At 66.0% G+C, this 25,709-nt stretch carries 22 protein-coding genes; 20 read left to right on the forward strand and 2 right to left on the reverse strand.

What is annotated here, in order from left to right; genetic code table 11:
* The first annotated feature begins 112 nt into the window (after positions 1–112).
* The 20 genes from FYJ68_RS08760 to rsfS all read left to right on the forward strand — a co-directional run bounded on the left by FYJ68_RS08760 (position 113) and on the right by rsfS (position 23,156).
* The gene (locus FYJ68_RS08760; protein WP_154435835.1) at positions 113–2,539 is read left to right on the forward strand and encodes an HAD-IC family P-type ATPase; all 2,427 of its coding nucleotides are present in this window, start codon (positions 113–115) and stop codon (positions 2,537–2,539) included.
* Entirely contained in the window at positions 2,493–5,183 is a 2,691-nt protein-coding gene (acnA, locus tag FYJ68_RS08765; RefSeq protein WP_154435836.1) for an aconitate hydratase AcnA, read from the forward strand. The genes FYJ68_RS08760 and acnA overlap by 47 nt, the downstream gene beginning before the upstream one ends.
* Before the next feature lie 24 nt (positions 5,184–5,207).
* Positions 5,208–6,221 (forward strand): zinc ribbon domain-containing protein, encoded by a 1,014-nt coding sequence (locus tag FYJ68_RS08770; RefSeq protein WP_154435837.1) that lies wholly within the window; start codon positions 5,208–5,210, stop codon positions 6,219–6,221.
* A gap of 148 nt (positions 6,222–6,369) precedes the next feature.
* Positions 6,370–6,915 (forward strand): peptidylprolyl isomerase, encoded by a 546-nt coding sequence (locus FYJ68_RS08775; protein ID WP_154435838.1) that lies wholly within the window; start codon positions 6,370–6,372, stop codon positions 6,913–6,915.
* Between the two features lie 33 nt (positions 6,916–6,948).
* Positions 6,949–8,370 (forward strand): tetratricopeptide repeat protein, encoded by a 1,422-nt coding sequence (locus FYJ68_RS08780; RefSeq protein WP_326832297.1) that lies wholly within the window; start codon positions 6,949–6,951, stop codon positions 8,368–8,370.
* A 56-nt stretch (positions 8,371–8,426) separates the two neighbouring features.
* Complete coding sequence (gene mreB / locus FYJ68_RS08785; protein ID WP_154435839.1) at positions 8,427–9,473, forward strand: rod shape-determining protein; 1,047 nt, start codon at positions 8,427–8,429, stop codon at positions 9,471–9,473.
* 48 nt (positions 9,474–9,521) lie between these two features.
* Positions 9,522–10,463 (forward strand): rod shape-determining protein MreC, encoded by a 942-nt coding sequence (gene mreC / locus FYJ68_RS08790; RefSeq protein ID WP_326832298.1) that lies wholly within the window; start codon positions 9,522–9,524, stop codon positions 10,461–10,463.
* 9 nt (positions 10,464–10,472) lie between these two features.
* Positions 10,473–11,042, forward strand: coding sequence for a rod shape-determining protein MreD (gene mreD / locus FYJ68_RS08795; protein WP_326832299.1), 570 nt, complete (start codon positions 10,473–10,475; stop codon positions 11,040–11,042).
* A 9-nt stretch (positions 11,043–11,051) separates the two neighbouring features.
* The gene (gene mrdA, locus FYJ68_RS08800; RefSeq protein ID WP_326832300.1) at positions 11,052–13,085 is read left to right on the forward strand and encodes a penicillin-binding protein 2; all 2,034 of its coding nucleotides are present in this window, start codon (positions 11,052–11,054) and stop codon (positions 13,083–13,085) included.
* 11 nt (positions 13,086–13,096) lie between these two features.
* A complete protein-coding gene (locus FYJ68_RS08805) occupies positions 13,097–14,317 on the forward strand; it encodes an FtsW/RodA/SpoVE family cell cycle protein (RefSeq protein ID WP_154435841.1) in 1,221 nt (406 codons plus the stop codon).
* Positions 14,318–14,442: 125 nt separating this feature from the next.
* Positions 14,443–15,417: a hypothetical protein gene (locus FYJ68_RS08810; protein ID WP_154435842.1), complete on the forward strand. Its 975-nt coding sequence runs from the start codon at positions 14,443–14,445 to the stop codon at positions 15,415–15,417.
* Complete coding sequence (locus FYJ68_RS08815; RefSeq protein ID WP_326832301.1) at positions 15,414–17,297, forward strand: TIGR03960 family B12-binding radical SAM protein; 1,884 nt, start codon at positions 15,414–15,416, stop codon at positions 17,295–17,297. Before FYJ68_RS08810 ends, FYJ68_RS08815 begins: the two co-directional genes overlap by 4 nt.
* Positions 17,287–17,985 (forward strand): TIGR03936 family radical SAM-associated protein, encoded by a 699-nt coding sequence (locus FYJ68_RS08820; protein WP_154435843.1) that lies wholly within the window; start codon positions 17,287–17,289, stop codon positions 17,983–17,985. Before FYJ68_RS08815 ends, FYJ68_RS08820 begins: the two co-directional genes overlap by 11 nt.
* 126 nt (positions 17,986–18,111) lie before the next feature.
* Positions 18,112–18,456, forward strand: a complete 345-nt coding sequence (rplU, locus tag FYJ68_RS08825; protein WP_154435844.1) for a 50S ribosomal protein L21 — start codon at positions 18,112–18,114, stop codon at positions 18,454–18,456.
* Between the two features lie 42 nt (positions 18,457–18,498).
* Entirely contained in the window at positions 18,499–18,747 is a 249-nt protein-coding gene (gene rpmA / locus FYJ68_RS08830; protein WP_154435845.1) for a 50S ribosomal protein L27, read from the forward strand.
* Between the two features lie 104 nt (positions 18,748–18,851).
* On the forward strand, positions 18,852–20,264 hold the full coding sequence (gene obgE / locus FYJ68_RS08835) for a GTPase ObgE (protein WP_154435846.1): 1,413 nt from the start codon (positions 18,852–18,854) through the stop codon (positions 20,262–20,264).
* On the forward strand, positions 20,264–21,376 hold the full coding sequence (gene proB / locus FYJ68_RS08840; protein ID WP_154435847.1) for a glutamate 5-kinase: 1,113 nt from the start codon (positions 20,264–20,266) through the stop codon (positions 21,374–21,376). The genes obgE and proB overlap by 1 nt, the downstream gene beginning before the upstream one ends.
* Positions 21,377–21,385: 9 nt before the next feature.
* Complete coding sequence (gene nadD, locus FYJ68_RS08845) at positions 21,386–22,129, forward strand: nicotinate-nucleotide adenylyltransferase (protein WP_154435848.1); 744 nt, start codon at positions 21,386–21,388, stop codon at positions 22,127–22,129.
* Positions 22,113–22,748 (forward strand): bis(5'-nucleosyl)-tetraphosphatase (symmetrical) YqeK, encoded by a 636-nt coding sequence (gene yqeK / locus FYJ68_RS08850; protein ID WP_229772154.1) that lies wholly within the window; start codon positions 22,113–22,115, stop codon positions 22,746–22,748. The genes nadD and yqeK overlap by 17 nt, the downstream gene beginning before the upstream one ends.
* Before the next feature lie 21 nt (positions 22,749–22,769).
* Positions 22,770–23,156 carry a ribosome silencing factor gene (rsfS, locus tag FYJ68_RS08855; protein ID WP_154435851.1) on the forward strand — a complete coding sequence of 129 codons (387 nt, stop codon included), beginning with the start codon at positions 22,770–22,772 and terminating at the stop codon, positions 23,154–23,156.
* Positions 23,157–23,168: 12 nt separating this feature from the next.
* On the opposite strand, the gene dinB is transcribed toward rsfS, so the two are convergent.
* Entirely contained in the window at positions 23,169–24,401 is a 1,233-nt protein-coding gene (gene dinB, locus FYJ68_RS08860) for a DNA polymerase IV (RefSeq protein WP_154435853.1), read from the reverse strand.
* Positions 24,402–24,466: 65 nt separating this feature from the next.
* A complete protein-coding gene (locus tag FYJ68_RS08865; protein ID WP_326832302.1) occupies positions 24,467–25,702 on the reverse strand; it encodes a sensor histidine kinase in 1,236 nt (411 codons plus the stop codon).
* Between the last annotated feature and the right edge of the window lie 7 nt (positions 25,703–25,709).

A 25,709-nucleotide genomic window follows, 5' to 3' on the forward strand; every position in this document is an offset into this window, starting at 1 on the left:
AGATTATAGCGAAAACGGGTGCCCTGGGAAGGGCGTTGGGTATGCTGTTCTGGTGACGGCACGCCACCTCGGCGGGCTTGGGATTCCGACGGTGGTCGGGGAGGGGAGACGCATGGAACGGGACTCTCGGGCCGCCCAAGGCGAGCGTGATGGCCTCACGTCTGCCGAGGTGGAGGAGCGACGTCGTGCCGGGCTCGTCAACGTCGACGTCCTCGCGCGCACCAAGTCGGTCCCGCAGATCCTCGCCGATCACATCCTCACCCTCTTCAACGCCGTCAACCTCGCCCTGGCGGTCCTTGTGTGGACGACGGGGCAGTATCGCAACATGCTCTTTGTGGGAGTAGTGCTCTCCAACCTGGTGGTGGGGACGTTTCAGGAGATACGGGCCAAGCGGCTCGTCGACGCCCTGAGCATCGTCACCGCGAGCCGTGTCCGCGTGAGGCGCGACGGGCGCGAGCGCGAGGTCGCTCTCGACGAGCTCGTGAGGGACGACCTTGTGCTGGTGTCGCGGGGCGACCAGGTCCCCGCGGACGGGACGGTCGTGTTTGGCATCGCCACCGCAAACGAGGACCTCCTCACGGGAGAGAGCGCCCCGGTGGAGAAGGTCGCTGGCTCCGAGCTCCTTTCTGGCTCCTACCTCGACTCCGGAAGCGTCGAGTACCGGGTCACCCGGGTTGGCGCGGAGGGCTATGCCGCCAGGATCAGCTCCGAGGCCAAGCGGTGGAGGCCCCCGACCTCAGAGATCAGCGACACCCTCTCCTCGATCATCCGCCTCGCCACCTACGCCCTCATCCCCCTTGGGCTCGGGCTCTTCCTCCGCCTCCTGCTCTCGGGGCGCTACGACTACGACGGCGCGGTGCTCCAGGCAGTCGCCGCGGTCGTCGGGATGATCCCGCAGGGGCTCGTCCTCCTCACCTCGGGCGTCATGGCTATCGCCACCACGCGCCTCGCCCGTCGCAAGGTCCTCGTGCAGCAGAGCTACTGCGTCGAGACGCTCGCCCGCGTCGACGTGCTGTGCCTCGACAAGACCGGCACGCTCACGTCGGGGAGGATGGAGGTCTCGTCCGTAGTGCCCTGCGAAGGCGTCGAAGCGGAGGACCTCGAGGCGGCGTGCGAGACGGTCATGGAGGCAAACCGCTCCGATGCCAACGAGACGGCGCGTGCCCTCCTCGCCCACGCCGACTCCGAGGGCGTGCGGCCCCTCTCCTTCGTTAGGGGCATACCCTTCTCGTCTGCCACCAAGCTCTCTGCGGCGGTACTTCCCGATGGCGGATGCCTCGTGGTCGGTGCCCCACAGTTCGTCCTGCGCGACCAGCTCGAGGCCATTCGCGGGGAGGTCGACGCGTTCGAGGCGGTCGAGCGCGTGCTGTGCGTCGCCCGCGCGGATGGGCTCGACGCCATGGGCGTCCCCGAGGGTGTGGTCGTCCCCCTCGGCTTCGTCGCCCTCCGCGACCAGATGAGGGAGAACGTGCGCGAGACTGTCGCGTTCTTCTCCTCCCAGGCGGTTTCGCTCAGGGTCATATCTGGCGACGATCCCCGCACCGTCTCCGCCATAGCGGCGCGTGCCGGCATCCCGGGGGCGGACAGGGCGGTCGACGCCTCGCGGCTCGACCCCGGCGCGCTCCCAAACGAGGTCGACGATGCCGTGGTGTTCGGGCGCGTCACGCCGCAGGTGAAGAGGGCCCTCGTGGCGAGGCTTCGGGCGCGCGGCCACGTGGTTGCCATGACCGGCGACGGCGTCAACGACGTCCTTGCCCTCAGGGAGTCAGACTGCGCCATCGCCATGGCGTCGGGCTCCGCCGCCACGCGCAACGTTGCCGACATCGTGCTTGCCGACAACGACTTTGCACGCATGCCCGAGGTGGTCGCAGAGGGCAGGAGGTCCATCAACAACCTGCAGCGCTCCGCCGCCCTCTTCCTCACAAAGACCGTCTACTCGGCGGTCCTCGCGCTCATCAGCATCCTCATTCCACCCTACCCGTTCATCCCCATACAGATGTCGCTCATCTCGTCCGCCGTCATCGGGGTCCCCTCGTTCGTACTCGCCCTCGAGCCCAACCACGACAGGCTCCGCGGAACCTTCCTGGGCAACGTCCTCTCCCGGTCGATGCCCGCCTCTGCCGCCATCGCCTGCGGCCTCCTCGCCGCCATGGTCATGGCGAGGGCGTTCGACTGGAGCGACGCGCTCCTCTCCACTGTGAGCATGATCGTCATGGCGGCGGTCGGCATTGCCCTCATTGAGCGCCTCTCTCGTCCCCTCACCCCGCTCAGGGTCGTCCTCCTCGCGTTCTCCACGTCCTACGTCCTCCTGGGAGTCACCGTGTTTCGCGACTTCTTCCGCGTTGCCCCGATGGATTACATCACGGGAATAGTTTGTGCGGTCACGGTAGCCTGCGCCATAATCCTGTTCGAGTTTCTGTACGCGAAGCGCGAACTTTGGTCTGAGGAGTCGCCCTTTGGCAGGGCGCTCTCTCGGGGAATGGAGATGCTCGATGGCAGCAGAGGAAACGCGGGGGGAGTTCGCGGCCGCCGTTCGTGAGGCAAGGACGCCGAGGCGGCTTGAGGCGGGCGGCATCACGAGGCTTGCCTACGACGTGTCCGGCATCCCGGGCGCCTCCAGGCTTCCGAGGGCCCTCGTCGTGCTCCTCGAGAACTGCGTCCGCCGTGCGTCGAGCGACGAGGAGGCCGTGCGCCTCGCGCGCCGGGTCGTGGATGCGGGGCTCGCGGGCACGCAGGGCGAGGAGATCGACTACATGCCGTCCCGCGTCCTGTTCCAGGACTTCACGGGCGTTCCCGTGTTCGTTGACTTTGCCTCCATGCGCGACGCCATGGAGAAGAGGGGTGGGGATGCCTCGAAGGTGAGTCCCAAGGTCCCCTGCACCCTCGTGGTGGACCACTCCGTCATAGCCGACGTCGCGGGCACCCCGGACGCCGCCGAGAGGAACCTCTCCATCGAGGCGACGCGCAACCGCGAGCGCTTCTCGTTCCTCAAGTGGGCCGCCCACTCCTTCGACAACGTCAGGATCGTCCCTCCCGGAGAGGGCATCTGCCATCAGCTCAACATCGAGCGGTTCTGCAAGGTCGTCGCGACCGACACGCTTGCCGACGAGGGCCAGGACGTCGCTTGCTTCGACACGCTGGTGGGAACCGACTCCCACACCACGACGGCAAACGGCCTTGGCGTGCTCGCCTGGGGCGTGGGCGGCATCGAGGCCGAGGCGGCGGCGCTCGGCCAGCCCATCTCGATGCTCGTGCCCCCCGTCGTGGAGCTGAGGCTCACCGGACGGTTGCGCGACGGTGTGAGCGGCATGGACCTTGCCCTCACCGTGGCCCAGGCCCTGAGGGCCGCGGAAGTTGTCGGCTGCCTCGTGGAGGTGACGGGCGATGGCGTCGCCACCCTGAGCGCCACCCAGCGCGCCTGCGTTGCCAACATGACCCCCGAGTACGGTGCGACCACGACCCTCTTCCCTGTCGACGGCCAGGCGGTGAGCTACCTCACCCTAACCGGGAGGGATGCCGGCGAGGTCGAGTTTGCCCAGGCCTACCTGCGCATGGAGGGCGTCCTTGGCGCTGGCTCCGGGCGGGTCTACTCCCGAACGATCGAGCTCGACCTGTCCGAGGTCGAGACGAGCCTTGCGGGACCGTCCAGGCCCCACGCCCGCGTCACCCCCGCGGGGCTGGGGGAGCGCTTCCGCTCCTCGCTCGCCGAGCATGGCAGGGCCATGTCTGACGAGGCGGTCACGCTTCGCTTTGGGGACGACGAGGTCGCGCTGCGCCATGGCGCCATCGCAATTGCCGCGATCACCAGCTGCACCACCGCCACCGACCCGGCCATGATGGTCGCGGCGGGGCTTCTCGCCCGCAACGCCGTGGAGCGTGGGCTCAAGCCCCTGCCCTGGGTCAAGAAGGTCCTCGCCCCCGGCAGTCACGCCACCTCGCTCATGCTCGCGAGGGCGGGCCTCCTCGAGCCGCTTGCCAAGCTGGGCTTCCACATCTGCGGGTTTGGCTGCATGAGCTGCATCGGCAACTCCGGCAGCATCGCGCCCCAGCTCCATGAGGTCGCAGACCGCCTCGAGCTCACGAGCGTTCTCTCGGGCAACAGAAACTTCGACGGGCGCATCTCGCCCGACGTCAGCCAGAACTACCTCTGCGAGCCTGCGCTCGTTGTGGCATATTCGCTCGCCGGGACCATGGACTGCGACCTCACGAGCGAGCCCGTGGGGGAGGGGGCCAACGGTCCCGTGAGCCTTTCCGACCTCATGCCGAGCGACGCGGAGGTGCGCCAGGTTCTCGACAGGGTCCTCACTCCCGAGCTCTTCGACGAGGGAGGGAGGGGACTGTGGACCGGTTCTAGCGCGTGGGCGGGCATCGACGCCCCATCGTCCCAGACGTTCCGCTGGGACGAGGAGTCCACGTATGTCAGACGCGCCCCCTACTTCGACGATGCGATTGCCTCTCCCGTCATCCGGGTCAGTGGCGCGAGGGCGCTCGCCATGCTGGGCGACTTCGTGACCACTGACCACATCTCTCCCGCCGGCGCAATCGCCGCCGACTCGCCCGCGGCGCGCTACCTCCGCGAGCATGGCGTGGAGGACAAGGACTTCAACACCTATGGCAGCCGCAGGGGCAACCACGAGGTCATGGTCAGGGGGACCTTTGCCAACGTCAAGCTCCAGAACGCCCTCGCGGATGGCAGAAGCGGAGGCTGGACCCGCGACTTCGTGGACGGCGAGGTCAAGAGCATCTTCGACGCCGCCGAGGACTACCGCGGGAACGGCGTTCCCCTCGTGGTCGTGGCGGGCAAGATGTACGGCTCGGGCTCCAGCCGCGATTGGGCGGGCAAGGGGCCGGCGCTGCTGGGCGTCCGCGCCGTCATCGCCCAGAGCTTCGAGCGCATCCACCGCTCCAACCTCGTCCAGATGGGCATCCTGCCCCTCCAGTTCCTCGAGGGACAGAGCGCCCAATCCCTGGGGCTGGATGGGTCCGAGACGTTCGACATCTCGGCGGTTGACGTCTCCGGCGGGCTCCCCGCTAGCCGCGAGTGCGAGGTCATCGCGCGCAAGGGTGACGGGCGAGAGGTGAGGTTCCGCTGCGTCGTGAGGGTCGATACGCCCATGGAGGGCAGCTACGTGGTCGCCGGCGGCATTCTCCCCTTCGTCCTCGACGAGCTCGTCGAAGCCTAGTGGGATGCCGAGGGGAGGAGAAGCTTGATCTGTCCCAACTGTGGGTCCAACGTTCCCGACGACTCGCGCCGTTGCCCGGCGTGCCATGCCGACCTCACGCGTGAGGTGGTGTCGTCGCGTCCCCAGGGCACGTGGTGCCCTAGGTGCGGTGCCCTCGTGCCCGACGGGGAGGAGGCGTGCCCCAACTGCGGCACCCCCATCCTCGACGCCGATGCCGCTGCGGAGCCCGAGGGCGAGGGGCTCACTGGCGTGCCCCCCGTTCCCCAGGGGGACGATGGCGTGGAGGGCCCCTCCGATGCGGAGGAGACCCACGCCATGCCTCGCATAGAGAGCGCGATCCCCTCCGAGGGCGAGGACGACGAGGTGGGAAGGCGCGACCGCTTCCCGCGCGCCCGGGTTCTCACCGTCGCCCTCGGCGCCGCGGTGGCGATGATCGTGGGCCTCACCCTCGTCATCACGCACCCCTGGAACCCGGATGCCCTCGACGACCGTGCCAAGACCGACGCGGATACATCGATGGCGGGGTACCCGGGTTATGTGAGCGCCCTGCAGGGGCAGGACAATGCCTCGGACGGGTCTGACAGCGCCATCCAGAGCGGTGATGACGCCTCCCTCTCCAAGCTGCATGACATCTGGGAGCAGCTGGGGGAGCTTGAGAAAAAGGCAGACGCCAGCCAGGAGGACTACGACAAGTATTATCTGACCGGCACCGCAGACCAGAGGTCGCAGGGCAAGGTGACGGCAGAGCAGCTCTCCTATGACATCAGCAACCTCATCTCGTCCATCGACGACGTGGACGTGACCTCGGGCACCTATGCGGACACCGCCGACAACCTGAGGACGCTCGGCAACTGGCTCAGGAACAGGATCGACTTCCTCAAGGCGGGATGGCAGAAGGATGCGAGCTACGACCAGCCGCAGGACCACGAGGACGAGCTCTCGTCGTACAGCACGTCCTCTGGGACCACGCTGGGGGAGTCCTACAAGCAGAACTTCGAGGACAAGTACTCCGACTGGGAGCCAAAGCAGGCATCATAGGGCCCAGGCAGCTACTGTCGGTGTCCCTGACGCTTCCCAAATGGGTTGCCTCCTGCCGAATGTGTGAAACCCACGGGCTACTGTTAGAATTAGCGAGCTAGGCAGTGAGAAGTCCATACGTGCCGCGCACGTTCCGGGAGGAGAAGCAATGGGATTCTTCGGTGAGCCCCTCTATACGCCTGACTACAAGCCGCAGGGCGATGAGGTCGCCGTGTTCGACACGAGCAAGGGGACCATCAAGGTCAGGCTCGATGCCAAGGGCGCGCCGATTCACGTCGCCAACTTCTGCGAGCTCGCCTCCGCCGGGTTCTACGACGGGCTCAAGTTTCACCGCTACGTCCCTGGCTTCGTGATCCAGGGCGGGTGTCCCAACACTCGGGACATGGCCCCCGAGGACGTTGCAGCGGGCAAGCCCGGTCCCGACGGCATGCCCGGGACGGGCGGTCCCGGCTACCGCATCAGGGAGGAGTTCTCGACCAACCCCAACAACAGCCACGTGGACGGCGCGCTCGCCATGGCGCGTGCGCAGGACCCCAACTCCGCGGGGTCGCAGTTCTACTTCTGCCTTGGCCCGCAGCACATGCTCGACTCGGGTTATACCGTGTTCGGCACCACCATCGAGGGCCTCGACGTCATCTCAAGCCTCAGGGCGGGCGACGTCATCAACAGCGTGAGGATCGCCCACGAGGCGTAGTTTCGACAGCACAGACGCAATAGAGGAGCAACCGTGAATCAGCAGGCATTCGAGGCGGGTAGGAACGCATACAGGCAGGGCGACCTCATGGGTGCCGTCGCACAGCTATCGGCGGCAAAGGGCCCGGGCGAGGTCTCCGGCGCCGTCGACCACCTCCTGGGGAACTGCCTCATGAAGCTTGGCCGCTATGCCGAGGCGGCAGACTCCTACGGGGACGCGCTGCGGGATGGCTCCTACGGGCACAAGGGAGCGCTCGCCTGCAACCGCGGCCGTGCCCTCCTCGCAGCCGGCAAGGTGCAGGAGGCCATCGCCTCTCTCACGCTTGCGACCAAGGACAGCGAGTATCCAACGCCCTACAAGGCCTACGTCGCCCTCGGCAACGCGTACAAGAAGATGGGCAACGTGCGCGAGGCGGGCGTTGCCTTCCGCAACGCGGCCATCGACGAGACCAACCCTGACCCCGCCAGCGCCCTCAGGGAGCTCGGGGGCTGCTTCATGCAGATGGGCCGTGCGGTCGACGCCGTTGAGGCGTATCGCACGGCGCTCGACTTCTCGACTCCGCTCCAGAACCAGAACGCCATCTACGGCGACCTCGGCCTTGCGTACGTGGCCGCCAACAGGATGTCCGAGGCCGTCGACGCCTTCAATCACGCGACCTCCGACGGAAGCTACACACTTCAGCCCGAGGCTCAGGCGGCCTTCGACGCGGCCAAGAAGGCCGTGGCCGCCATTGCGGGCGACGGCCCGTCCGAGACCGATGCCTTCCTCGCTGCGGCGGGCTACGGAACCGGCACCTACGATCCCCTGGACCCCACGGGTGCCACGGGCGATATCATGCCCTCCCCGGAGGACACGGGCTTCTTCTCGGTGAGCGAGGAGGACCTCGAGCGCAAGGACAAGTCCGAGCGCAAGGTTCGCCGCAAGCGCAAGCACCGTGGCCTCAAGGTGTTCCTGGTCATCCTGCTCATCCTCGTACTCCTCGGCGGCGCTGGCGCATTCGCCTACACGCGCGGATACGGATGGCCCATGCAGGACGAGGTCGTGCAGCAGATGTTCTCAGCCAACGCCTCGGGTGATGACATCAGCCAGTTCCTGAGCCCCTCGCTCTCCAGCGACCAGTCCGCCGAGATCAAGTCGCTCCTTCCCACCGGGGATACCACCGTGACCATCGACGGCGTCGACCGCTCCATGACAGAATCCACCGTTCTCGCCACAGCCAAGCTCGCTGCGGGTGGTACCCAGACCTACACCATCAAGCTCGTTCGCGATGGCATTGGCTGGAAGGTGAGCGACGTCTCCGCAACCTATGCCTCGCAGTCGGATGGCAGCGCATCTCTCACCTCCTCCAGCGCGGACACCGCGGATTCCAGCGTCGCCTCCGCCAGCTCAGCCACTGCTGACAGCTCCTCCTCGACCAGCGGGACCACCACCTCCGGAACCATCTCGGGGGAGTAGCGATACACTATTCACGCGTCCGCCGCGGATGCGTCATGCGATAGGAACAGGGAGAAATGTCGTTTCTTGACTCACTCTTCGGGGAATACGACGGTGACCTGGCGATTGACCTCGGCACCGCGAACACCCTCGTCGCCGTTCGAGGCCAGGGAATCGTCCTGAACGAGCCCTCAGTCGTGGCCATCGACCAGAGCGCCGACAGGGTGCTCGCCGTTGGCGCAGACGCCAAGCGCATGATTGGCCGCACCCCTGGTTCCATCATCGCCGAGCGTCCGCTCAAGGACGGCGTCATCGCCGACTTCGACGTCACTGAGGTCATGCTCCGCTACTTCATCGAGAAGGCGCGCGGCACCAGGCGCTACCCTTGGTCCCCGCGTCCCCGCGTTGTCGTCTGCGTCCCGTCTGGCGTCACCTCAGTCGAGAAGCGCGCCGTCTTCGAGGCCACCATCTCCGCCGGCGCCAGGCAGGCCTATCTCATCGAGGAGCCCATGGCGGCCGCCATCGGAGCCGACCTCCCGATCGAGGACCCCACGGGCTCCATGGTCGTCGACATTGGTGGTGGTACCACCGAGGTCGCGGTTATCGCCATGGGGGGCATCGTCGTGTCGCAATCAATCAGGACGGCGGGCGACGAGTTTGACCAGACCATCCTCGAGCACGTGCGCGACGCCTACAACCTCTCCATCGGAGAGAGGACGGCAGAGGACATCAAGATCAAGGTCGGCTCCGCCGCACCATTGGCAGAGGAGCTCGACGTCGAGGTCAATGGCCGCGACGTCATGAGCGGCCTGCCCAAGACGGTCCGCATCGAGAGCGAAGAGATCCGGCGGGCGCTCGACAAGCCCCTCGACGAGGTCACCAAGGCGGTCAAGGACGCCCTAGACGTCACCCCGCCTGACCTTGCCAGCGACCTCATGTACTACGGCGTGCTTCTCACGGGCGGCGGCGGACTCCTTCGCGGCCTTGATCAGCGGCTCAGGGACGAGACGGGTGTCCCCGTGAACGTCAGCCCCACCGCGCTGGAGAACGTAGTCAACGGGTGTGCGAAGGTCCTCGAGGCCAATGCGCTCTCGGGCGGCTTCGTCCAGAGCGCGGGTCTGTAGGGTACTCGTATGCCTTTGGGTGGAAACGGACTCAAGGGCGCACCCGGAGTGAGGAGGAACGAGCCAAACTCCGGAATGCGCCTCATGATCGTCCTCACTGCGGTCTCCGTCGTGCTGTTCACCTTTGGTGCCCGCGAGTCAAGCAGCGGCGGGGTCTTCACGACGATACGCGGCGCCGTCTCGGTGGTCACCACCCCGGTGCGCTACCTTGGCGTTGCCATCACCGCCCCGTTCCAGGGCCTGGGGAACGTCTTCTCCAACCTCACCGCAAACCAGGAGACGCTCTCCGACCTCAAGGCGGAGAACGAGAAGCTGAAAGCCGAGAACAGCAAGCTCCAGGAGTCTCAGAAGACCGCCGAGAGGCTCGAGAGCCTCCTCGCGCTCCAAAGCACCTACAACCTGACGTCGGTTGCCGCCCGCGTGATCTCTGGGCCAACGGATTCCTGGAGCCAGTCGGTGACCATAGACAAGGGCACGACCTCCGGCCTTGCCGTGGGCATGGCCGTCACCGACTCCAACGGAGTCCTGGGCCAGATCACCGAGTGCGGGGCGACCTCGGCGACCGTCCGTCTCATCACCGACGAGAACTCAGGCGTTTCTTGCATGATCCAGTCCACCAGGGCGCAGGGCATGCTCCAGGGCTCAGCGGACGGGTCGCTCCAGCTCACGCTCGTCTCCGTTGACCAGACCGTGAAGGTTGGGGACAACGTCGTCACTAGTGGGCTGGGAGGGGTATATCCCAAGGGGCTCCCCGTCGGAAAGGTCACCAGCGTGAGCAAGAGCGACGGGGCGCTGTACTACGACATCGACGTCCAGCCACTCGCCTCGACCTCCACTGCCGAAGAGGTCCTTGTCATTACCTCGCTCGACGAGGACCAGAAGGCGAGCTCCGAGGACATTTCCTCCGCCGACGCCCAGGACACCACGACCTCCGCGTCATCGGCATCCTCGGACAGCTCCGCAGACTCCAGCGCGAGCACTGGCGAGTAGGGGGGTACCGTGCAGGTAAACGACAGCAACAGGAGGAGAAGGAGCATCGGGAGGCTCGGGCTAGCCTGCCTTGTGCTCCAACTCGCCCTTGCCCCAAACATCGGCATCGCCGACGGCCGCATCAACTTTGCGCTGGTGTTTGCCGCCTACGTCGCCCTCACCACCGGCGGGAGGACGGGGGTCCTCTGCGGCTTCCTCGGGGGCCTCGCGTTCGACCTCTGCACCACGGGTCCCTTCGGGCTCATGACGCTCCTGCTCACGGTGGGGTCGTTCGTGCTGGGCATGGAGGACCGCAACCGCATCGCCGAGGACCTCTCGGGCTCAATCACGATCTTCATGATCGTCTCGTTCATCGTGACGCTCGTCTACCATCTCGCCATGTTCCTGGTTGGCCAGGCAAGCTCGTTCTACGACGTCTTTGTGCTCAGGACGCTGCCCACCTTTGGACTTACGGCCGTCGCCTTCCTTCCGTTTGCCCTCGTCGGGTCACACGGCAGTGGGGCGCCCCTCTCCTCCATCAGGGGTGGTGCCGGCCCCGTGCGAAGGCGGCCCGGCAAGTTCGACCTCGGCAACCTCTAAGGTCGCTTCGTGAACCCAGTCCTCATCGTCATAGTCATCCTCGCGGTCATCCTGGCCGTGCTGCTCGTGGTCTTCTTCCTCGTGGGCAGGGGAGAGGCGCGCTTTACCTTCGATATCGGGGGAAACGCCCCCAAGGCATCTGGTGGCTCGGACACCTCGTCAGAGACCGGATTCAAGACTCGCCTCAACGGCCTTGGGGTCTTCTCCGGTTCCATCATCGCGGTGATTCTCGCTCGGCTCTGGTCGATGCAGCTCATCTCCTCTGACGACTATGCCGCGCAGGCCGAGTCCAACAGGACCCGCACCATCTCGGTGGATGCGCCCCGCGGTCGCATCCTCGACCGCAACGGCGTGGAGCTCGTGACCAATCGCTCGTCCCTCGCCGTGATGGCAAAGAGCGACGTAGCGGACGACGAGATCGAGGTCAAGCTCCTCGCAAACCTCATCGGCATGCCCGAGATGGCCGTCAAGCGCAAGGTGGAGGACGCCACGACCGGAGCACAGAACCTGAGGACCGTCGCCGTTGACGTCTCTCGCCGCGTCGTCGCCTATGTGGAGGAGCACCCATCCCTCTTCACCGGCGTGTCCATAGAGCAGAAGACGCAACGCCTCTACCCCAACGGTACCCTCTGCGCCCACGTCCTGGGCTACACGGGATCCATCACCCAGGAGCAGGTGGACAAGCTCGACTCGGACGAGTCCGAATCGTCCATCGACTACGAGCTGGGTGACACCGTCGGTCAGGCTGGCGTGGAGTACGAGTACGAGAGCGTGCTCCAGGGCGTGAAGGGCGAGCAGGTCGTCTACGTGGACGCCAACGGGTCCGTGCTGTCCCAGTCCAGTTCCGTCGACCCACAGAGCGGGTCCGACGTCACGCTCACCATTGACGCCACCATCCAGAAGGCGGCGGAGGAGTCCCTTTCCAGTCACATCGAGTCGCTCAGGGCGGCGGGCAAGACCGAGTGCTACGAGGGCTGCGCCATCGCCATGGACGTCACCAACGGCGAGATCATCTGCATGGCAAGCGAGCCGACCTTCTCGCCCAGCGTGTTCATAGGCGGCATCTCGTCCGACGACTGGTCGGCGCTTTCGTCCGACGATTCCCACACGCCCATGGTCAACCGCGCCATATCTGGCCAATATCCCTCTGCCTCCACCATCAAGCCACTCTCCACCTTTGCTGCCCTCAACTACGGCATAGCGAACGTCAACTCGACCTATGACTGCACGGGGTACTGGACCGGCTTTGGCTCCGCGTACGGAAAGTATTGCTGGAACCATTCCGGGCACGGCGTCCTGGGGCTAGTGGGCGGCATCACGTACTCGTGCGACGTCGTCTTCTACGAGATAGGCAAGGGCTTCTACTACTCGGACAACAAGGAGGGGCTGCAGGATACCTACAAGAAGTGGGGGCTCGGCAGCAAGGAGGGCATCGACCTCCCGGGTGAGGCGGAGGGTCGCGTTCCGGACGCGGAGTGGAAGTGGAACTACTACAGCTCCTCTGACAACGATGCGAGGCAGTGGCAGGGCGGCGACGATGCCAACCTCGTCATCGGCCAAGGTGACCTTCTGGTGACGCCGCTCCAGATGCTGTGCGTGTATTCGGGCATCGCCCTCGACGGAGTCACCTGGAAGCCTCACGTGCTCAAGTCCGTCAACTCCAACGTCGGCAGTGGTTCTGTCGTGGAATACAAGGACAGCAAGCTCAGGACCGTGGACGAGCAGTCCGAGTACATGGACCTCGTCCACGAGGGCCTCTCGGGCGTCATCTACAAGGAGTCCGAGGCCCAGGCCTCGCACTTCACCAACCTGTCCGTTCAGGTTGCGGGCAAGACGGGCACCGCGGAGACGTCGCACACCGACCCAACGGGCTGGTTCATTGCCTACGCTCCCTCGGACAACCCCAAGTACGTGGTCGCGTCCGTTATCGAAAACGGCGGCTTTGGCAGCGATGGTGCCATGTACGTGGTCCGCGACATCCTTGGCGCTATCTATAACGAGCCGGACACCTCCACCGAGGTCGACTCCTCGGGCGTGAGGTAGGGAGGGGAGAGATGCCGGGAAAGCCCACGCTTCCAACGGAGAGGCGCCAGGGGGGTCCGCTGGGAGGGCTCCTCTTGCGATTTGGCTCCACCCATGGCCACGGCAGGGTCAGGTCGGGCAGGGGAGTGATGTTCTTCCTTCCGCAGCTCATTCCCGCCATAGGCCTGATCGTCTACGGCGCCGTTGTGATCTGGTCCGCCTCCCTCACCATCTCGGACGCGTCGTTCCCGCGCCACATCTTCGGCATCTCGCTGGGCATGGTGGCAGCCTACCTGCTGTGGCGCTACGACTACCGCGCCCTTGCCAACATGTCGAAGGCCCTGCTCGCCATAGACGTGGTTCTCATGCTCCTGCCGAGCGTCCCTGGCCTCAGCCACTCCGCGCTGGGCATGACGGGGTGGATCAGAATCCCCATCATCGGCTTCACGTTCCAGCCGTCCGAGGTGGCCAAGCTCGTGACAATCTACCTCATGGCATCGCTCGGCGCGGAGTACAACGGCAAGATCGAGCACCTCAGGGACTACCTCAAGCTGTGCGGGATGCTCGCGATCCCCTTCATCCTCATCCTCACGCAGCCGGACCTGGGAACCGGCCTCATCATCCTCGTGACGGGCGCCGCCATCATCATCTGCTCGGGCGCAAAGAAGACCTGGGTCATCGCGACCATCGCCGGCATCGTGGCGCTTGCCGCCCTCGTCGTGGCGACGTCCATGACGCCTGGGCTCCCACACCTGCTCAAGACCTATCAGCTCAAGCGTCTCATCGTTTTTGTCGACCCCTCCGTCGACCCGTCGGGTGACGGCTACAACCTGGCGCAGGCCAAGATCGCCGTCGGTTCCGGCGGGCTGCTGGGCAAGGGCATCGGCAACGCCACGCAGGCAGGCAGCGGCTTTCTTCCCGAGGCCCACACCGACTTCGTGTTCGCGCTCCTCGCCGAGGAGTTCGGCTTCGTGGGGTCGGTCCTCCTCCTCGCGCTGTTCGGCGCAATGATCTTCGCCACCATCTCGCTCGCCCAGCGCGTCGAGTCCCCGTTTGGCAAGCTCGTCCTCGTCGGCTGCGTTGCCATGTGGTCCTTCCAGCTCCTCGAGAACGTGGGCATGTGCATCGGCATCATGCCCATCACCGGCATCCCCCTGCCATTCATCAGCTTCGGCTCGTCGTCGATGCTCGCCCAATGCGCCTCCATCGGGATGGTGCAGTCGGTGTGGCGGCACAGGCCTAAGGCGGCATAGCAACCGTTGGCCTTTCCCCATGGCGGGGGAGAGGGGCGCGGACACTTTGTCGCCCCTGCCTCCCGTGGGTAGAATGGCTTAGTCGCAAGCTTGTTTTGGTTCATTCGGTTTTGCAGGAGGGCGCTATGGCGAGAAGGCATTCCCTCACGCTGGGTGATGTCGCTAGGGTCGTGGGATCGGGGCGGGAGTCTCAGCGCCGTCGGTCGGAGGGGGTTTCGCTTGCCGTGATGGTCGGCGAGGGCGCATCCGCCACCATCGCTCGGGCGGTCAGGGAGGCGCTTCTCCCGCAGAACGAGACCACCTTCGTCTCGGCGCTCCCCCTTGGGTCACAGGTTCCTGCCGGGCTAGACGCACTGGTCGTCCTCCCCGGCAGCCCCGAGGTCGCCGCTGACCGCGCGGTGGAGGCGGCACGCATGGGCACCCCTGCAGCCATCCTCGTCTGCTCGCAGGTGGAGGAGCGTCCAATCCTGGCGAGCGAGCAGGTCGCAAGCCTGGTCACCTATCTCTCGGCTGCCGACGAGCGCGTTGCGGTCGACAAGCTCTGCGAGTGGCTCGTGGGTGCTTGTCCCTCCAAGTCCATCGCGTTGGCAGCGGGGATTCCCGCCTGCCGCCAAGGCGTGGTGCGATCGCTCGTCAGGTCAAGCGCCCTCGCGAACGTGGGAGTGGGCGTCGTCGACCTCCTTCCCGGGGCGGACCTCCCCGTCATGGCGGCAAGCCAGGCGCGTCTCGCCTTCGATGTCGCTGCAGCCTATGACCGCAGGCTCTCGGTCTCCGACTTTGGCCTGATCGCCGGCGGCGTCGTGCTCGCTGGGTTGGGGTATCGCTCCGTCTCGCGCTCCGTCTCGCGTGCGCTCCCGCCGCTCGCCTGGGCGGTGAGGGGCGGCGTCGCCTTTGCCGGGACCGTCGTCACGGGGGCCGTCGCCAGCGCCTGCGCCTCGGGGATGACTCCCCAGGGGGTCGCCGAGGCCGCCGTCGGGGGCATCGGGAAGGGCGTCGAGGAGCTGTCCGCGCGTCTCTCCCAGATTCTTCGCCAGCGGGGGAGAGAGGGGCACCGCCCCGCAGGTTCCGTCTACATCTCGTTGGGTGGTGATGGCGAGTGAGGCTTCCCAGGCAGGACTGGTACCCCAGGCTCGAGCCGCTCCTTGGCAGGGTCGAGAAGCCCTCGCGGTACCTTGATCACGAGTGGGGCGCCGTCGAGAGCCAGGACGGGCCCTTCCACGCGTGCATGATCTATCCCGACGTCTACGACGTGGGGCAGCCAAACCTGGGTATTGCGATTCTTTACCAGGCCATCAACCGCCAGGAGGGCATGTCGTGCGAGAGGGGCTTCCTTCCCTGGGTTGACATGGCAGACCTCATGCGGGAGGAGGGGATCCCTCTCCTCTCGCTCGAGACGTCGTCTCCCGTCGCCTCGTTCGACGTCGTGGGGTTCACCCTCGCGCACGAGATGGCATGCACCAACATCGTCGAGGCCCTCGACCTCGCGGGCATCCCCCTGCGCGCCGAGGAGCGGTCCGAGGACGACCCGGTCGTCTTTGCCGGGGGCCCCTCGGTGTGGAACTCCGAGCCGGTCAGCCCCATGTTCGACGCGATACTCCTCGGGGACGGCGAGGAGGGGCTCGTCGAGATGTGCTCCCTCGTCCGGGACCTCAGGGGCAGGGGTGCATCGCGTTCCGAAATCCTTGCGGCGCTTGCGCGTCTCGATGGGGTTTACGTTCCCTCGCTGTACCAGGTCGAGGTCGGCCCGACCACCACGCGGTGGGGCAAGGCCGTCCCCAAGCCGGGAAGCGGCGCCCCCAGGGTCGTGAGGAAGAGGTGCATCCCCGACCTCTCCGCGACCGATCCCCTTCCGCAGAAGATCGTCCCCTACGTTGGCCTGGTTCAAGACAGGCTCGCGGTGGAGGTCCTGCGCGGGTGTGCCCGGGGGTGCCGGTTCTGCCAGGCGGGGATCACCTACCGACCGGTGAGGGAGCGCCCTGCCGAGCAAGTCGTGAGGGCTGCAGAGGAGGGGCTGGCGCGGATGGGGTACGACGAGGTCTCGCTCACCTCGCTCTCGACGACAGACCACTCCCAGTGCGCGGGCATGCTGCACCGGCTCAACGCGGACCTCTCCCTTCAAGGCGTGAGAGTCTCCATTCCCTCGCAACGACTCGACTCGTTTGGGGTCCAGATGGCCCAGGAGGTCGGCGGCTCCAAGAAGGGTGGTCTCACGTTTGCTCCCGAGGCGGGCACGCAGCGCCTTCGCGACGTGATCAACAAGAACGTTACCGAGGACGACATCGAGGCTGCGGCACGTAACGCCTTCGAGCGCGGTTGGAGGCGCATGAAGCTCTACTTCATGATTGGCCTCCCCACCGAGACGGACGAGGATATCGTCGCGATTCCCGAGGTCGCGCAGCGCGTGCTGGACATCGGGCGCGAGGTCGTTGGCCGTGGCCGCAAGAGCGGCGTCTCGGTCTCGATCTCGGTCGCCGTGTTCGTGCCCAAGGCGCACACGCCGTTCCAGTGGGCCCCTCAGCTGGAACTTTCCGAGGTGCGCAGGCGGCAGGCCCTGCTCCTCTCGTCCACGCACGACCGAGACATCCGGGTGAGCTACCACGACGCCGAGGTCTCCCTGGTCGAGGCGGTGCTCTCGAAGGTCGGGCGCGGTGGCTTCGACCTGATTCTGGAGGCATGGCGGCATGGGTGCCGCTTCGATGCCTGGACGGACCAGTTCGACTTCTCGCGCTGGGAGGAGGCGGCTCGTGCTGTCGGCATCGACATGGTGGATGTTGCGAGCGCACCTCTCTCCCTCGACGTCGAGCTTCCGTGGGAGCACACGAGCCCGGGGGTCTCCAAGGGCTTCCTCCAGCGGGAGTGGAGGCGAGCTGCTCAGGGAGTGACCACCCCTGACTGCACCATGACCAGCTGCACGGGGTGCGGGGTGTGTCCCACGCTGGGGGTCGACAACGTGATCTGGGGTGATCGCCATGCCAGGTAGGGAGCAGCTCCACAGGCTTCGCGTCGAGTACGGCAAGGACGGGCGCTTGGCCTACCTGGGCCACCTCGAGGTGATAAACACCATGGGCCGCTGCATCCGCCGGTCCGGGCTCCCGTTCTCGGTGGGCAACGGGTTCGCGCGCCGCATCAGGCTCCAGTTCTCCCAGGCGCTCCCCGTTGGCGCCTCGTCCCGCTGCGAGTATTACGACCTGCTTCTGACCGAACGCGTTGGCGAGAAAGATGCGCTCTGCAGGCTTGGGGATGCCACGCCCGGCGGACTTGCTCCCCTGAGGTGCGGTTACGTCCCCAGGGAGCTTCCCGCGCTCGAGGCATGGCTCACCCGCTCTGCCTGGGAGGTCTCCTTCTCCCAGGGGGTCGACCGTGCCGCCCTCGACGACGCCCTGCGGCAGCTTCTCAACCGCGGCTCCCTCGAGTACTTAAGGGGAGAGAAGAGAAAGGTCGTGGACCTGACCCAGACCCTCGTCGGGTGGGGTTGGGGTGAGCCGGGGGTGCTCACGCTCCAGACGCGGGCCACGAACCAGGCGTCGCTCAGGCCGGCAGTTCTCCTCTCGGCGGCTCAGGGGGTCCTTGGGCGAGAGGTGCCGTCCTACTCCGTGTGCCGTGTCGGCCTGTGGCACGAGGGGGTTGATGGTTCTCTTGTGGAGGGGCTTGGGACGAGGTCAGAGTAGGCGTCTGCCCGCTATTCTGTGCAAGGCGTGGTCTGTTCGCGAACTGTGGCGTTCTGTTGACCGGGCGGCCCATCGCTAGTATGATAGTTGGCTGTTGCACTACAACCAGTAATGAAGGGCTCACACATGTACGCAATCGTTACCACTGGTGGCAAGCAGTATAAGGTTGCCAAGGGCGACATCATTGATGTCGAGAAGCTCAACGCGCAGCCTGGCGACTCCGTCGAGCTTGACGTTCTCCTTCTGAACGACGGCAAGCAGACCATCGTTGACGCTGCCACGCTCGAGGGCAAGAAGGTCACCGCCCAGGTCCTGGACCAGTTCAAGGGCGAGAAGCAGCTCGTCTTCAAGTTCCACAAGCGCAAGCGCTATCACCGCACCAAGGGTCACCGTCAGAACCTCACCAAGCTCCAGATCTCCGAGCTTCCCCTGGAGGGCGCTGCGGCGAAGTCCGCCAGCACCGAGGAGTAGCGTTCCCGGCTTTGTAACATCTTCAGATAGGCAGGTATCACAATGGCACACAAGAAGGGTCTGGGCTCCTCTCGCAACGGGCGCGACTCCAACGCCCAGCGTCTCGGCACCAAGATCTATGGCGGGCAGTCCATCAAGACTGGTCAGATCATCGTCCGTCAGCGCGGCACCCACATTACCCCGGGCGAGAACGTTGGCCGCGGCAAGGACGACACCCTGTTCGCCCTCGCGGACGGCACGGTCGAGTTCACCAAGGGTGCGAAGCACTACGTTCACGTTCGTACTGCGTAGCCCTATCGCATAGAATGTTTGGCGCCCCAATGTTCCCATTGGGGCGCCTTTTTTGCATCTAGAGCGGGGATTCCCCGCTGGTAGCACCAAGTGGGGAGGCCATCATGCCAACCAGCACGTTTACCGACCTATGCAGGATCAATGTCAAGGGGGGCGACGGAGGGGCGGGGTGCATGTCGTTCCGCCGCGAGGCGTTCGTTCCCAAGGGCGGTCCCGACGGCGGGGACGGTGGCCGGGGAGGAGACGTCGTCCTCGCCACCGACCCACAGCTCTCGTCCCTCATCGACTTCAGGTACAAGCATCACTTCAGGGCGGAGCGCGGCACACACGGCAAGGGTGCCCGCAGGCACGGGAGTGACGGCGAGGACCTCGTCCTGCGCGTTCCCCTCGGCACGGTCGTGAGGGAGCTTGACCCCATTACCATGAAGCCCCTGTACCAGATCGCCGACCTCACAAAGCCCGGACAGAGGGTCATCGTTGCCCCGGGCGGCATGGGTGGTAGGGGCAACATCCACTTCGTCACGTCGGTGAGAAGGGCCCCCGCCTTCGCCGAGAAGGGTGAGCCTGCCCTCGAGCATTGGATCGAGCTCGAGATGAAGCTCATGGCCGATGCCGCGCTCGTGGGCATGCCGTCGGTGGGTAAGAGCTCCATCATCGCCAGGATTTCCGCGGCGCGCCCCAAGATCGCCGACTATCCCTTCACCACGCTCACGCCCAACCTCGGTGTCGCGCGGTCCAAGCTTGGCGACTCTTTCGTCGTTGCCGACGTCCCCGGCCTGATCGAGGGCGCCAGCGAGGGCAAGGGGCTGGGTCACCAGTTCCTTCGCCACATCGAGAGGACCGCCCTCATCATCCACGTAGTTGACGTCACGGGCGGCTACGAGGGGCGCGACCCCGCGGAGGACTACCACACCATCAACGCAGAGCTCTCCGCCTACGCCAGCGAGCTTGCCGAGAGGCCCCAGATCGTCGTTGCCAACAAGTGCGACATCCCCGGGTACGAGGAGGCGGTGGAGCGCGTTCGCAGGGAGGCGGAGGCCGACGGCCACAAGTTCTTTGCCGTCTCCGCCGCAACCGGCGAGGGGCTGGAGGACTTCGTGACCGAGTGCGCCCTCATGGTGAAGGACCTCAGGGCGCAGGCCGTCGTCGAGGAGGAGGACGGGCTCACCAACCAGGAGATGGAGTGGGAGCGCCAGAGGAGGGACCGCGCCATCCACATTGCCCAGGAGTCCAGGGGCATATGGAGGGTCTCGGGTGGTGCGATCGAGCGCATGGTGGTCCAGACCGACTGGAACAACGACGAGGCGGTCTCGTACCTCCAGCATCGCTTCGACCGCGCCGGCCTCGACGAGAAGCTCACCCGTGCCGGGGTCAAACCGGGCGACGAGGTCCGCATACTGGGCTTCTCCTTCGAGTTTGAGGGCGAGGGGGCGCAGGACGACTACTCGGAGCTCGACGACACCGACGACGCCCTCGTCGAAGAGATCGTCGATGGCCAAGCTGGGGAGGAGTCCTGATGGAGGGCAGGCGCGTCATCGTCTGCAAGCTCGGCTCCTCGATCCTGGTGGGACCGGACGGCAGGCCGGACCGTGCGTTCATCTCGTCCCTCTGTGGCCAGGTCTCGACCCTCGTGGGCGAGGGGTACGGTGTGGTCGTCGTCTCCTCCGGAGCGGTCGCGGCGGGGCTCGAGCGCCTCTCCCTCGACGAGCGGCCCTCGGACATGGCCACGCTCCAGGCATGCGCCTCGGCCGGCCAGGCATCGCTCACAGAGGCCTATGCAGAGGAGCTCGCCAGGCGTGGGATCCCCTGCGGGCAGGTGCTTCTCACCCGTCGTGACGTCGCGGACCGCGAGGGCTACCTCAACGCCCGCACCACGCTCACGCGCCTCCTAGAACTCGGTGCCGTACCTGTGGTCAACGAGAACGACACCGTCTCGGTGGCCGAGTTCGCCTTTGGCGACAACGACACCCTGGGCGCCATCGTAGCGTCCCTCGTGGGGGCCGACCTCTACGTGATCCTCTCCGACGTGGACGGCCTCTACACCGCCGACCCGCAGCGCGACCCCACGGCGCGCCTCATCCCGGTCGTGGACGAGATCACCCCGCAGATCGCCGCAATGGCTGGTGGGGCCGGCTCCTCGGTTGGGACGGGGGGCATGGCCACCAAGCTCCGTGCCGCCCGCGCCTCCCTTGCGGCGGGGATTCCCATGGCGATCTGCCGTGGCAGGGAGGACGGGGTGCTCGTTAGGACCGTGCATGGCGAGGGTACCGGCACCGTCTTTAGGCCCAGCCCGTCCAACCCGCGCGAGAGCGGGAGAAAGCTCTGGATCGGGCTCGCGGAGGTCGTCCATGGTGCCATCGTCCTGGACCAGGGCGCCACGCGCGCCGTTACCCAGAACGGCGCCTCCATCCTTCCCGTCGGCATCGCGGAGGTCCGAGGCCCCTTCGAGGAGGGAGACGTGGTCAACGTCCTCTCTCCCGACGGGTTCCTTCTGGGGCGAGGCGTAACGCGCTTCTCCTCAGATGACATGGTTCGGGTGCGTGGCCTCAGGCTCGACGTGATAGCGCGCTTCCTCCCCGAGAAGGCCGGGCAGCCCGCGATTCACCGCGACGAGCTGCTGGTGCTGTAGGGGGCGACTATGGCACTCGAGGAGCAAGAGATCGAGCGGCTTGCGGAGGGCGTCGTCCGAAAGGGCGACCTACCGCTCCTGGGTCGCGACCCCAAGGTGACGTACCGCCTGGGGATCATGGGCGGGACCTTCGACCCCATCCACAACGGACACCTGGTTGCTGCCGAGCAGGCGTTCGACGACCTGGGGCTGGACGTCGTGGTGTTCATGCCTGCCGGGCGGCCGGCCTTCAAGCTCGACAAGAAGGTCAGCTCGGGGGAGGACCGCTATGCGATGACGCTGCTGGCGACGTCGGACAACCCGCATTTTGTCGCAAGCAGGTTCGAGGTCGACAGGCCGGGGGTCACCTACACGGCAGACACGCTAGAGATACTCCGTGGCATCTACGCGGACAACGTGGAGCTCTACTTCATCACGGGCGCGGATGCCATCGCAGACATCGTGAGGTGGCGCGACGCGGGAAGAATCGCCCGTCTCGCCCATCTGGTTGGTGCCACAAGGCCGGGGTATGACCTGGCGAGGGCCGAGCGCGCGATCGAGGGGTCCCCGTTCCGGTTTGACGTGACCTACCTGGAGGTGCCAGCCCTGGCGATCTCGTCCAGCTATCTCAGGGGAAGGGTCTCTCGCGGGCAGAGCCTGAGGTACCTCACCCCAGACTCAGTGACGGGCTACATACACAAGCACAACCTCTATGGCGTGAGGCAGACCAGGTACGGCTCGGTTGAGGGGGATGCATATGGAAGGCGTTCGTGACGGCGACGTCCTGAATGCGGAGCAGGAGCGCATCGTGCACCGCCTTGAGGGAGACCTCAAGGCCAGGATGGCGGAGGTCAAGCCAAAGCGGTACGCACACTCCCTCTCCGTCGCCAGGACCGCGCAGGACATGGCCGTGGAGTATGGGGTGGACCCCTTCCAGGCTCGTGTCGCAGGCATCCTGCATGACTGGGATAAGGTCGTGCCCACCCACGAACTCGTCTCGCGGGCGCGCGACATGGGGGTTGACATGGGCGTGGACCTCGAGCTTGTGGCACCTCTCCTGCATGGCATCACGGCGGCGCACGAGCTCCCCTCGCTCTATCCGGAGCTCCCGCAGGCGGTGTGGCGGGCGATCTCGCTTCACACCGTTGGCTCCGACAAGATGAGCGCCCTCGACATGGTGCTCTTCGTTGCCGACGGGATCGAGCCGCTTCGCAAGGGGTCTGCGGGCATCGAGCACGTCAGGGACATGGTGAGGGGGCACGCGCCGCTGAGCGAGGTGTACGCGGAGTCGTTCTGCGGCGGGGTGGAGTACGTGGTCCAGACGCGCAGGTACCTCTATCCGGGTACCATTGACATATACAATCGGCTCGTCCTGGGACGGACGGGCGCCTAGCCGCACTCGGAAGGAATACGAATGACAGTCACACCGCTCCAGCTCGCAAAGGTCGCCGCCGCCTCGGCAGACGGCAAGAAGGCCGCCGACATCGTCCTGCTCGACCTCTCCCAGGTCTCGGACATCTGCGACTACTTCCTTATCTGCACCGCGCAGAACAAGCCCCAGATGGACGCGATCCTCGACGGTATCGAGGAGAAGGTCAGGGTCAACTGCGACGAGCGCCCCCTCTCGATGGAGGGCCGCGGCGGGTCAGACTGGGTCCTCCTCGACTACGGCAGCGTCGTGGTGCACGTGTTCAAGCCCGAGGCCAGGGACTTCTACCGACTAGAGAGCCTGTGGGGCGAGGCGCCGAGGGTCGACCTCGGGCTGTCCGTCTCCAAGGGAGAGCCTGCATCGGAGGAGTAGTGCCCGGGTGCCTCAGCGGCCTCTCAGCCTGAGGTCCCTCCCGTAGCCAAGGGCGTCGTCCCCAAACTTGCGCCGCACCTCGTCCGTCACGGACGAGAGGCGGCGGAGCGAGGGGTCGGCGCCCTTCTCGTCCCCCGACGCAAAGAGCGTAAGCTGTGTGGGCCTCTGGGGACCAAAGTCGCTCAGCCCTACGCCAACAAGCCGGACGGGCGTCCCCTCCCGCCAGAGGCCATCGAGCAGCGAGAGGGCCACCGGGCCAAACTCGTGCTCGTCGTCGCTGGGGGAGGGGAGGCGCCGCTGCGCCGTGTGCGTGTGCTGTCGGTCGAACTTGAGCTTGAGCGTCACGAGGCTTCCCCTGAGCCCACGCTTCCTCAGGCGTCTGCCCGTGAGTTCGCTCACATGCCCAATCGCCGCAGCCAGCTCCTGGCGAGTTGTGAGGTCGCGTGGGAAGGTGCGCTCGTTCGAGACGGATTTGGGCTCCTCGGCGTCCGAGAGCATCGCAACGGAGCTTCGCTCCAATCCAGCGGCGCGCAGCACGAGCGTCGGCCCAAACGAGCCCAAGGCACGCTCCATACGCTCTCCGTCTTGTTTCGCGAGCTGTCCCAGGGTCCTCACCCCCATGGCCTCCAGCCGCTTCTCCGTTGCTGGCCCTATCCCGCTCATGGCGCTGACGGGCAGGGGGGAGAGGAACTCCGCCTCGGTGCCTGGGGTCACCACCGTGAGGCCGCGCGGCTTCTGGCGCTCCGAGGCGATCTTCGCGACCGTCTTGCTCGTACCCAGACCGATGGAGCAGGTGATGCCCAGCTCGAACACGCGCGCCTGGATGCGCCGGCAGATGGCCACGGGGCTCTCGCGCGACCACCTGCCGGGCGTGACGTCAAAGAACGCCTCGTCGATGGACATCTGCTGCACGCGGGGCGTCTCGTCCGAGAGGAACGACATGACCTCCCGCGACACCTCGCGGTAGCGGTCAAAGTGCCCGTGCGTCCAGATCGCCTGCGGGCAGAGGCGCTGCGCCTGGAACGAGGGCATTGCGGAGTGGACGCCATAGCGACGCGCCTCATACGAGGCGGTCGAGACGACCCCGCGCTCCTCGGGGGAGCCTCCCACGATGACCGGCTTCCCCCGCCAATCGGGGTGGTCGAGCATCTCGACCGACGCGAAGAAGGCGTCGAGGTCGAGGAGACCGATTGCGGGGCCATGCCATGCCGCCGCGTCAAATGGCTGTTCGCTTCTCTCTTCCATGGCAAGAAGTATAGGGAAAGGACCCGGGGGTGACGTCGTCCCCGGGCCCCTGCCAATGGGTGGCATTAGAGCGTCACGGTGAAGGTCGTTCCGTCCGCCTTCGTGCTCGTTGCCCTGATGGTTCCGCCGTGGACCTCTGCGATGCCCTTGGCGATTGCGAGGCCCAGCCCAAAGCCGCCTTGCTCGCCCTCGCCGCGGCTCCGTGCCTTGTCGCTTCGGTAGAAGCGGTCAAACAGGTGCGGCAGGTCCTCGGGGTCGATGGGGTCGCCCTGGTTGTTGACGCTCAGCACGATGTGCTGCGACGTCCGCTTGAGAGTCACCTTGACCTCGGTTCCCTTGCGGGCGTACTTCGTGGCGTTGTCGATGAGGATCTTGGCGAGGCGGCCCAGCCATTCGGGATCGCCCTGCAGGTGGATTCCCTCTTCCACGTTTGAGTCGAGCATGACGCCGCGATCGAAGGCGACCGCGTCAAATTCCAGGGCACAGGAGTCCACGATCTCCGAGAAGTCCACGTCCTTCTTGGTGAACGCAGACGTGGAGCCTCCCGCGCCTTCGTCCGTCTTCGCAAGCTGCAGCAGGTCATTGACCAGGTTCTTCATGTGCGTCGCCTCGTCCTGAGTGCTCTGCACCCAGCGGCGGGATTCGTCACCGAGGTTGCCGTCCTTCAGAAGGATCTGCGAGTTGGCCAGAATGACCGAAAGCGGGGTCTTGAGCTCGTGCGATGCGTCTGAGATGAACCTCCTCTGCCGGTCCCAGGCGTCTGCCACGGGCTTGAGCGACCAATCGGCGAGCTTCCACGAGATGAAGAACATGGCGAGCATTGCAAGCACCATGATCTCCCCGTCGCGCACGACCTGGTTGCTGAAGCTGCGGTCGGCCGCCGCGGTGTCAACCATCGAGATTCGCACGCTGCCATCGCTCTGCACCGCGCGCCTCCAGGCGATGTGCCTCTCGGAAATGACCCCCCGGTCTTCCGACGACCTGATGGCGGTGCGGATGACCCTCCTCAGGGTCTCGGTGCTGATGAGGGCGGGGGAGTCGCTTGTCTGCAAGATTACTCCGTCGTCCGAAACAATGACCGCTATGGAGAGCATTCCCTCCCCGTGGTCGGACCCCTGCGGGCCGCCGATGGTGGGGACCGAGTTGAGGTCGCCCTCAAGGTTCCTCTCGAGGGCGTGGTCTATGAGCTCGTGCTGCGCCGACCAGCTTGCATGTAGCGAGAAACCAAGGACGCCCGCGAGAACGAATCCCACGAGCGCCATGACTATGATTATGAACTTCCTCTTGAGCTTCTTGAGCACCTTGCGG

Source organism: Olsenella porci (assembly GCF_009695875.1).
Lineage (GTDB): Bacteria > Actinomycetota > Coriobacteriia > Coriobacteriales > Atopobiaceae > Olsenella_H > Olsenella_H porci.

What these genes read in the sequence shown, in the direction of transcription:
- FYJ68_RS08760 (WP_154435835.1), top strand. Translation starts at nt 113, where the DNA reads ATGGAACGGGACTCTCGGGCCGCCCAAGGCGAGCGTGATGGCCTCACG.
- acnA (WP_154435836.1), top strand. Translation starts at nt 2,493, where the DNA reads ATGGCAGCAGAGGAAACGCGGGGGGAGTTCGCGGCCGCCGTTCGTGAG.
- FYJ68_RS08775 (WP_154435838.1), top strand. Translation starts at nt 6,370, where the DNA reads ATGGGATTCTTCGGTGAGCCCCTCTATACGCCTGACTACAAGCCGCAG.
- mreB (WP_154435839.1), top strand. Translation starts at nt 8,427, where the DNA reads ATGTCGTTTCTTGACTCACTCTTCGGGGAATACGACGGTGACCTGGCG.
- FYJ68_RS08805 (WP_154435841.1), top strand. Translation starts at nt 13,097, where the DNA reads ATGCCGGGAAAGCCCACGCTTCCAACGGAGAGGCGCCAGGGGGGTCCG.
- FYJ68_RS08810 (WP_154435842.1), top strand. Translation starts at nt 14,443, where the DNA reads ATGGCGAGAAGGCATTCCCTCACGCTGGGTGATGTCGCTAGGGTCGTG.
- FYJ68_RS08820 (WP_154435843.1), top strand. Translation starts at nt 17,287, where the DNA reads ATGCCAGGTAGGGAGCAGCTCCACAGGCTTCGCGTCGAGTACGGCAAG.
- rplU (WP_154435844.1), top strand. Translation starts at nt 18,112, where the DNA reads ATGTACGCAATCGTTACCACTGGTGGCAAGCAGTATAAGGTTGCCAAG.
- rpmA (WP_154435845.1), top strand. Translation starts at nt 18,499, where the DNA reads ATGGCACACAAGAAGGGTCTGGGCTCCTCTCGCAACGGGCGCGACTCC.
- obgE (WP_154435846.1), top strand. Translation starts at nt 18,852, where the DNA reads ATGCCAACCAGCACGTTTACCGACCTATGCAGGATCAATGTCAAGGGG.
- proB (WP_154435847.1), top strand. Translation starts at nt 20,264, where the DNA reads ATGGAGGGCAGGCGCGTCATCGTCTGCAAGCTCGGCTCCTCGATCCTG.
- nadD (WP_154435848.1), top strand. Translation starts at nt 21,386, where the DNA reads ATGGCACTCGAGGAGCAAGAGATCGAGCGGCTTGCGGAGGGCGTCGTC.
- yqeK (WP_229772154.1), top strand. Translation starts at nt 22,113, where the DNA reads ATGGAAGGCGTTCGTGACGGCGACGTCCTGAATGCGGAGCAGGAGCGC.
- rsfS (WP_154435851.1), top strand. Translation starts at nt 22,770, where the DNA reads ATGACAGTCACACCGCTCCAGCTCGCAAAGGTCGCCGCCGCCTCGGCA.
- dinB (WP_154435853.1), bottom strand. Translation starts at nt 24,401, where the DNA reads ATGGAAGAGAGAAGCGAACAGCCATTTGACGCGGCGGCATGGCATGGC.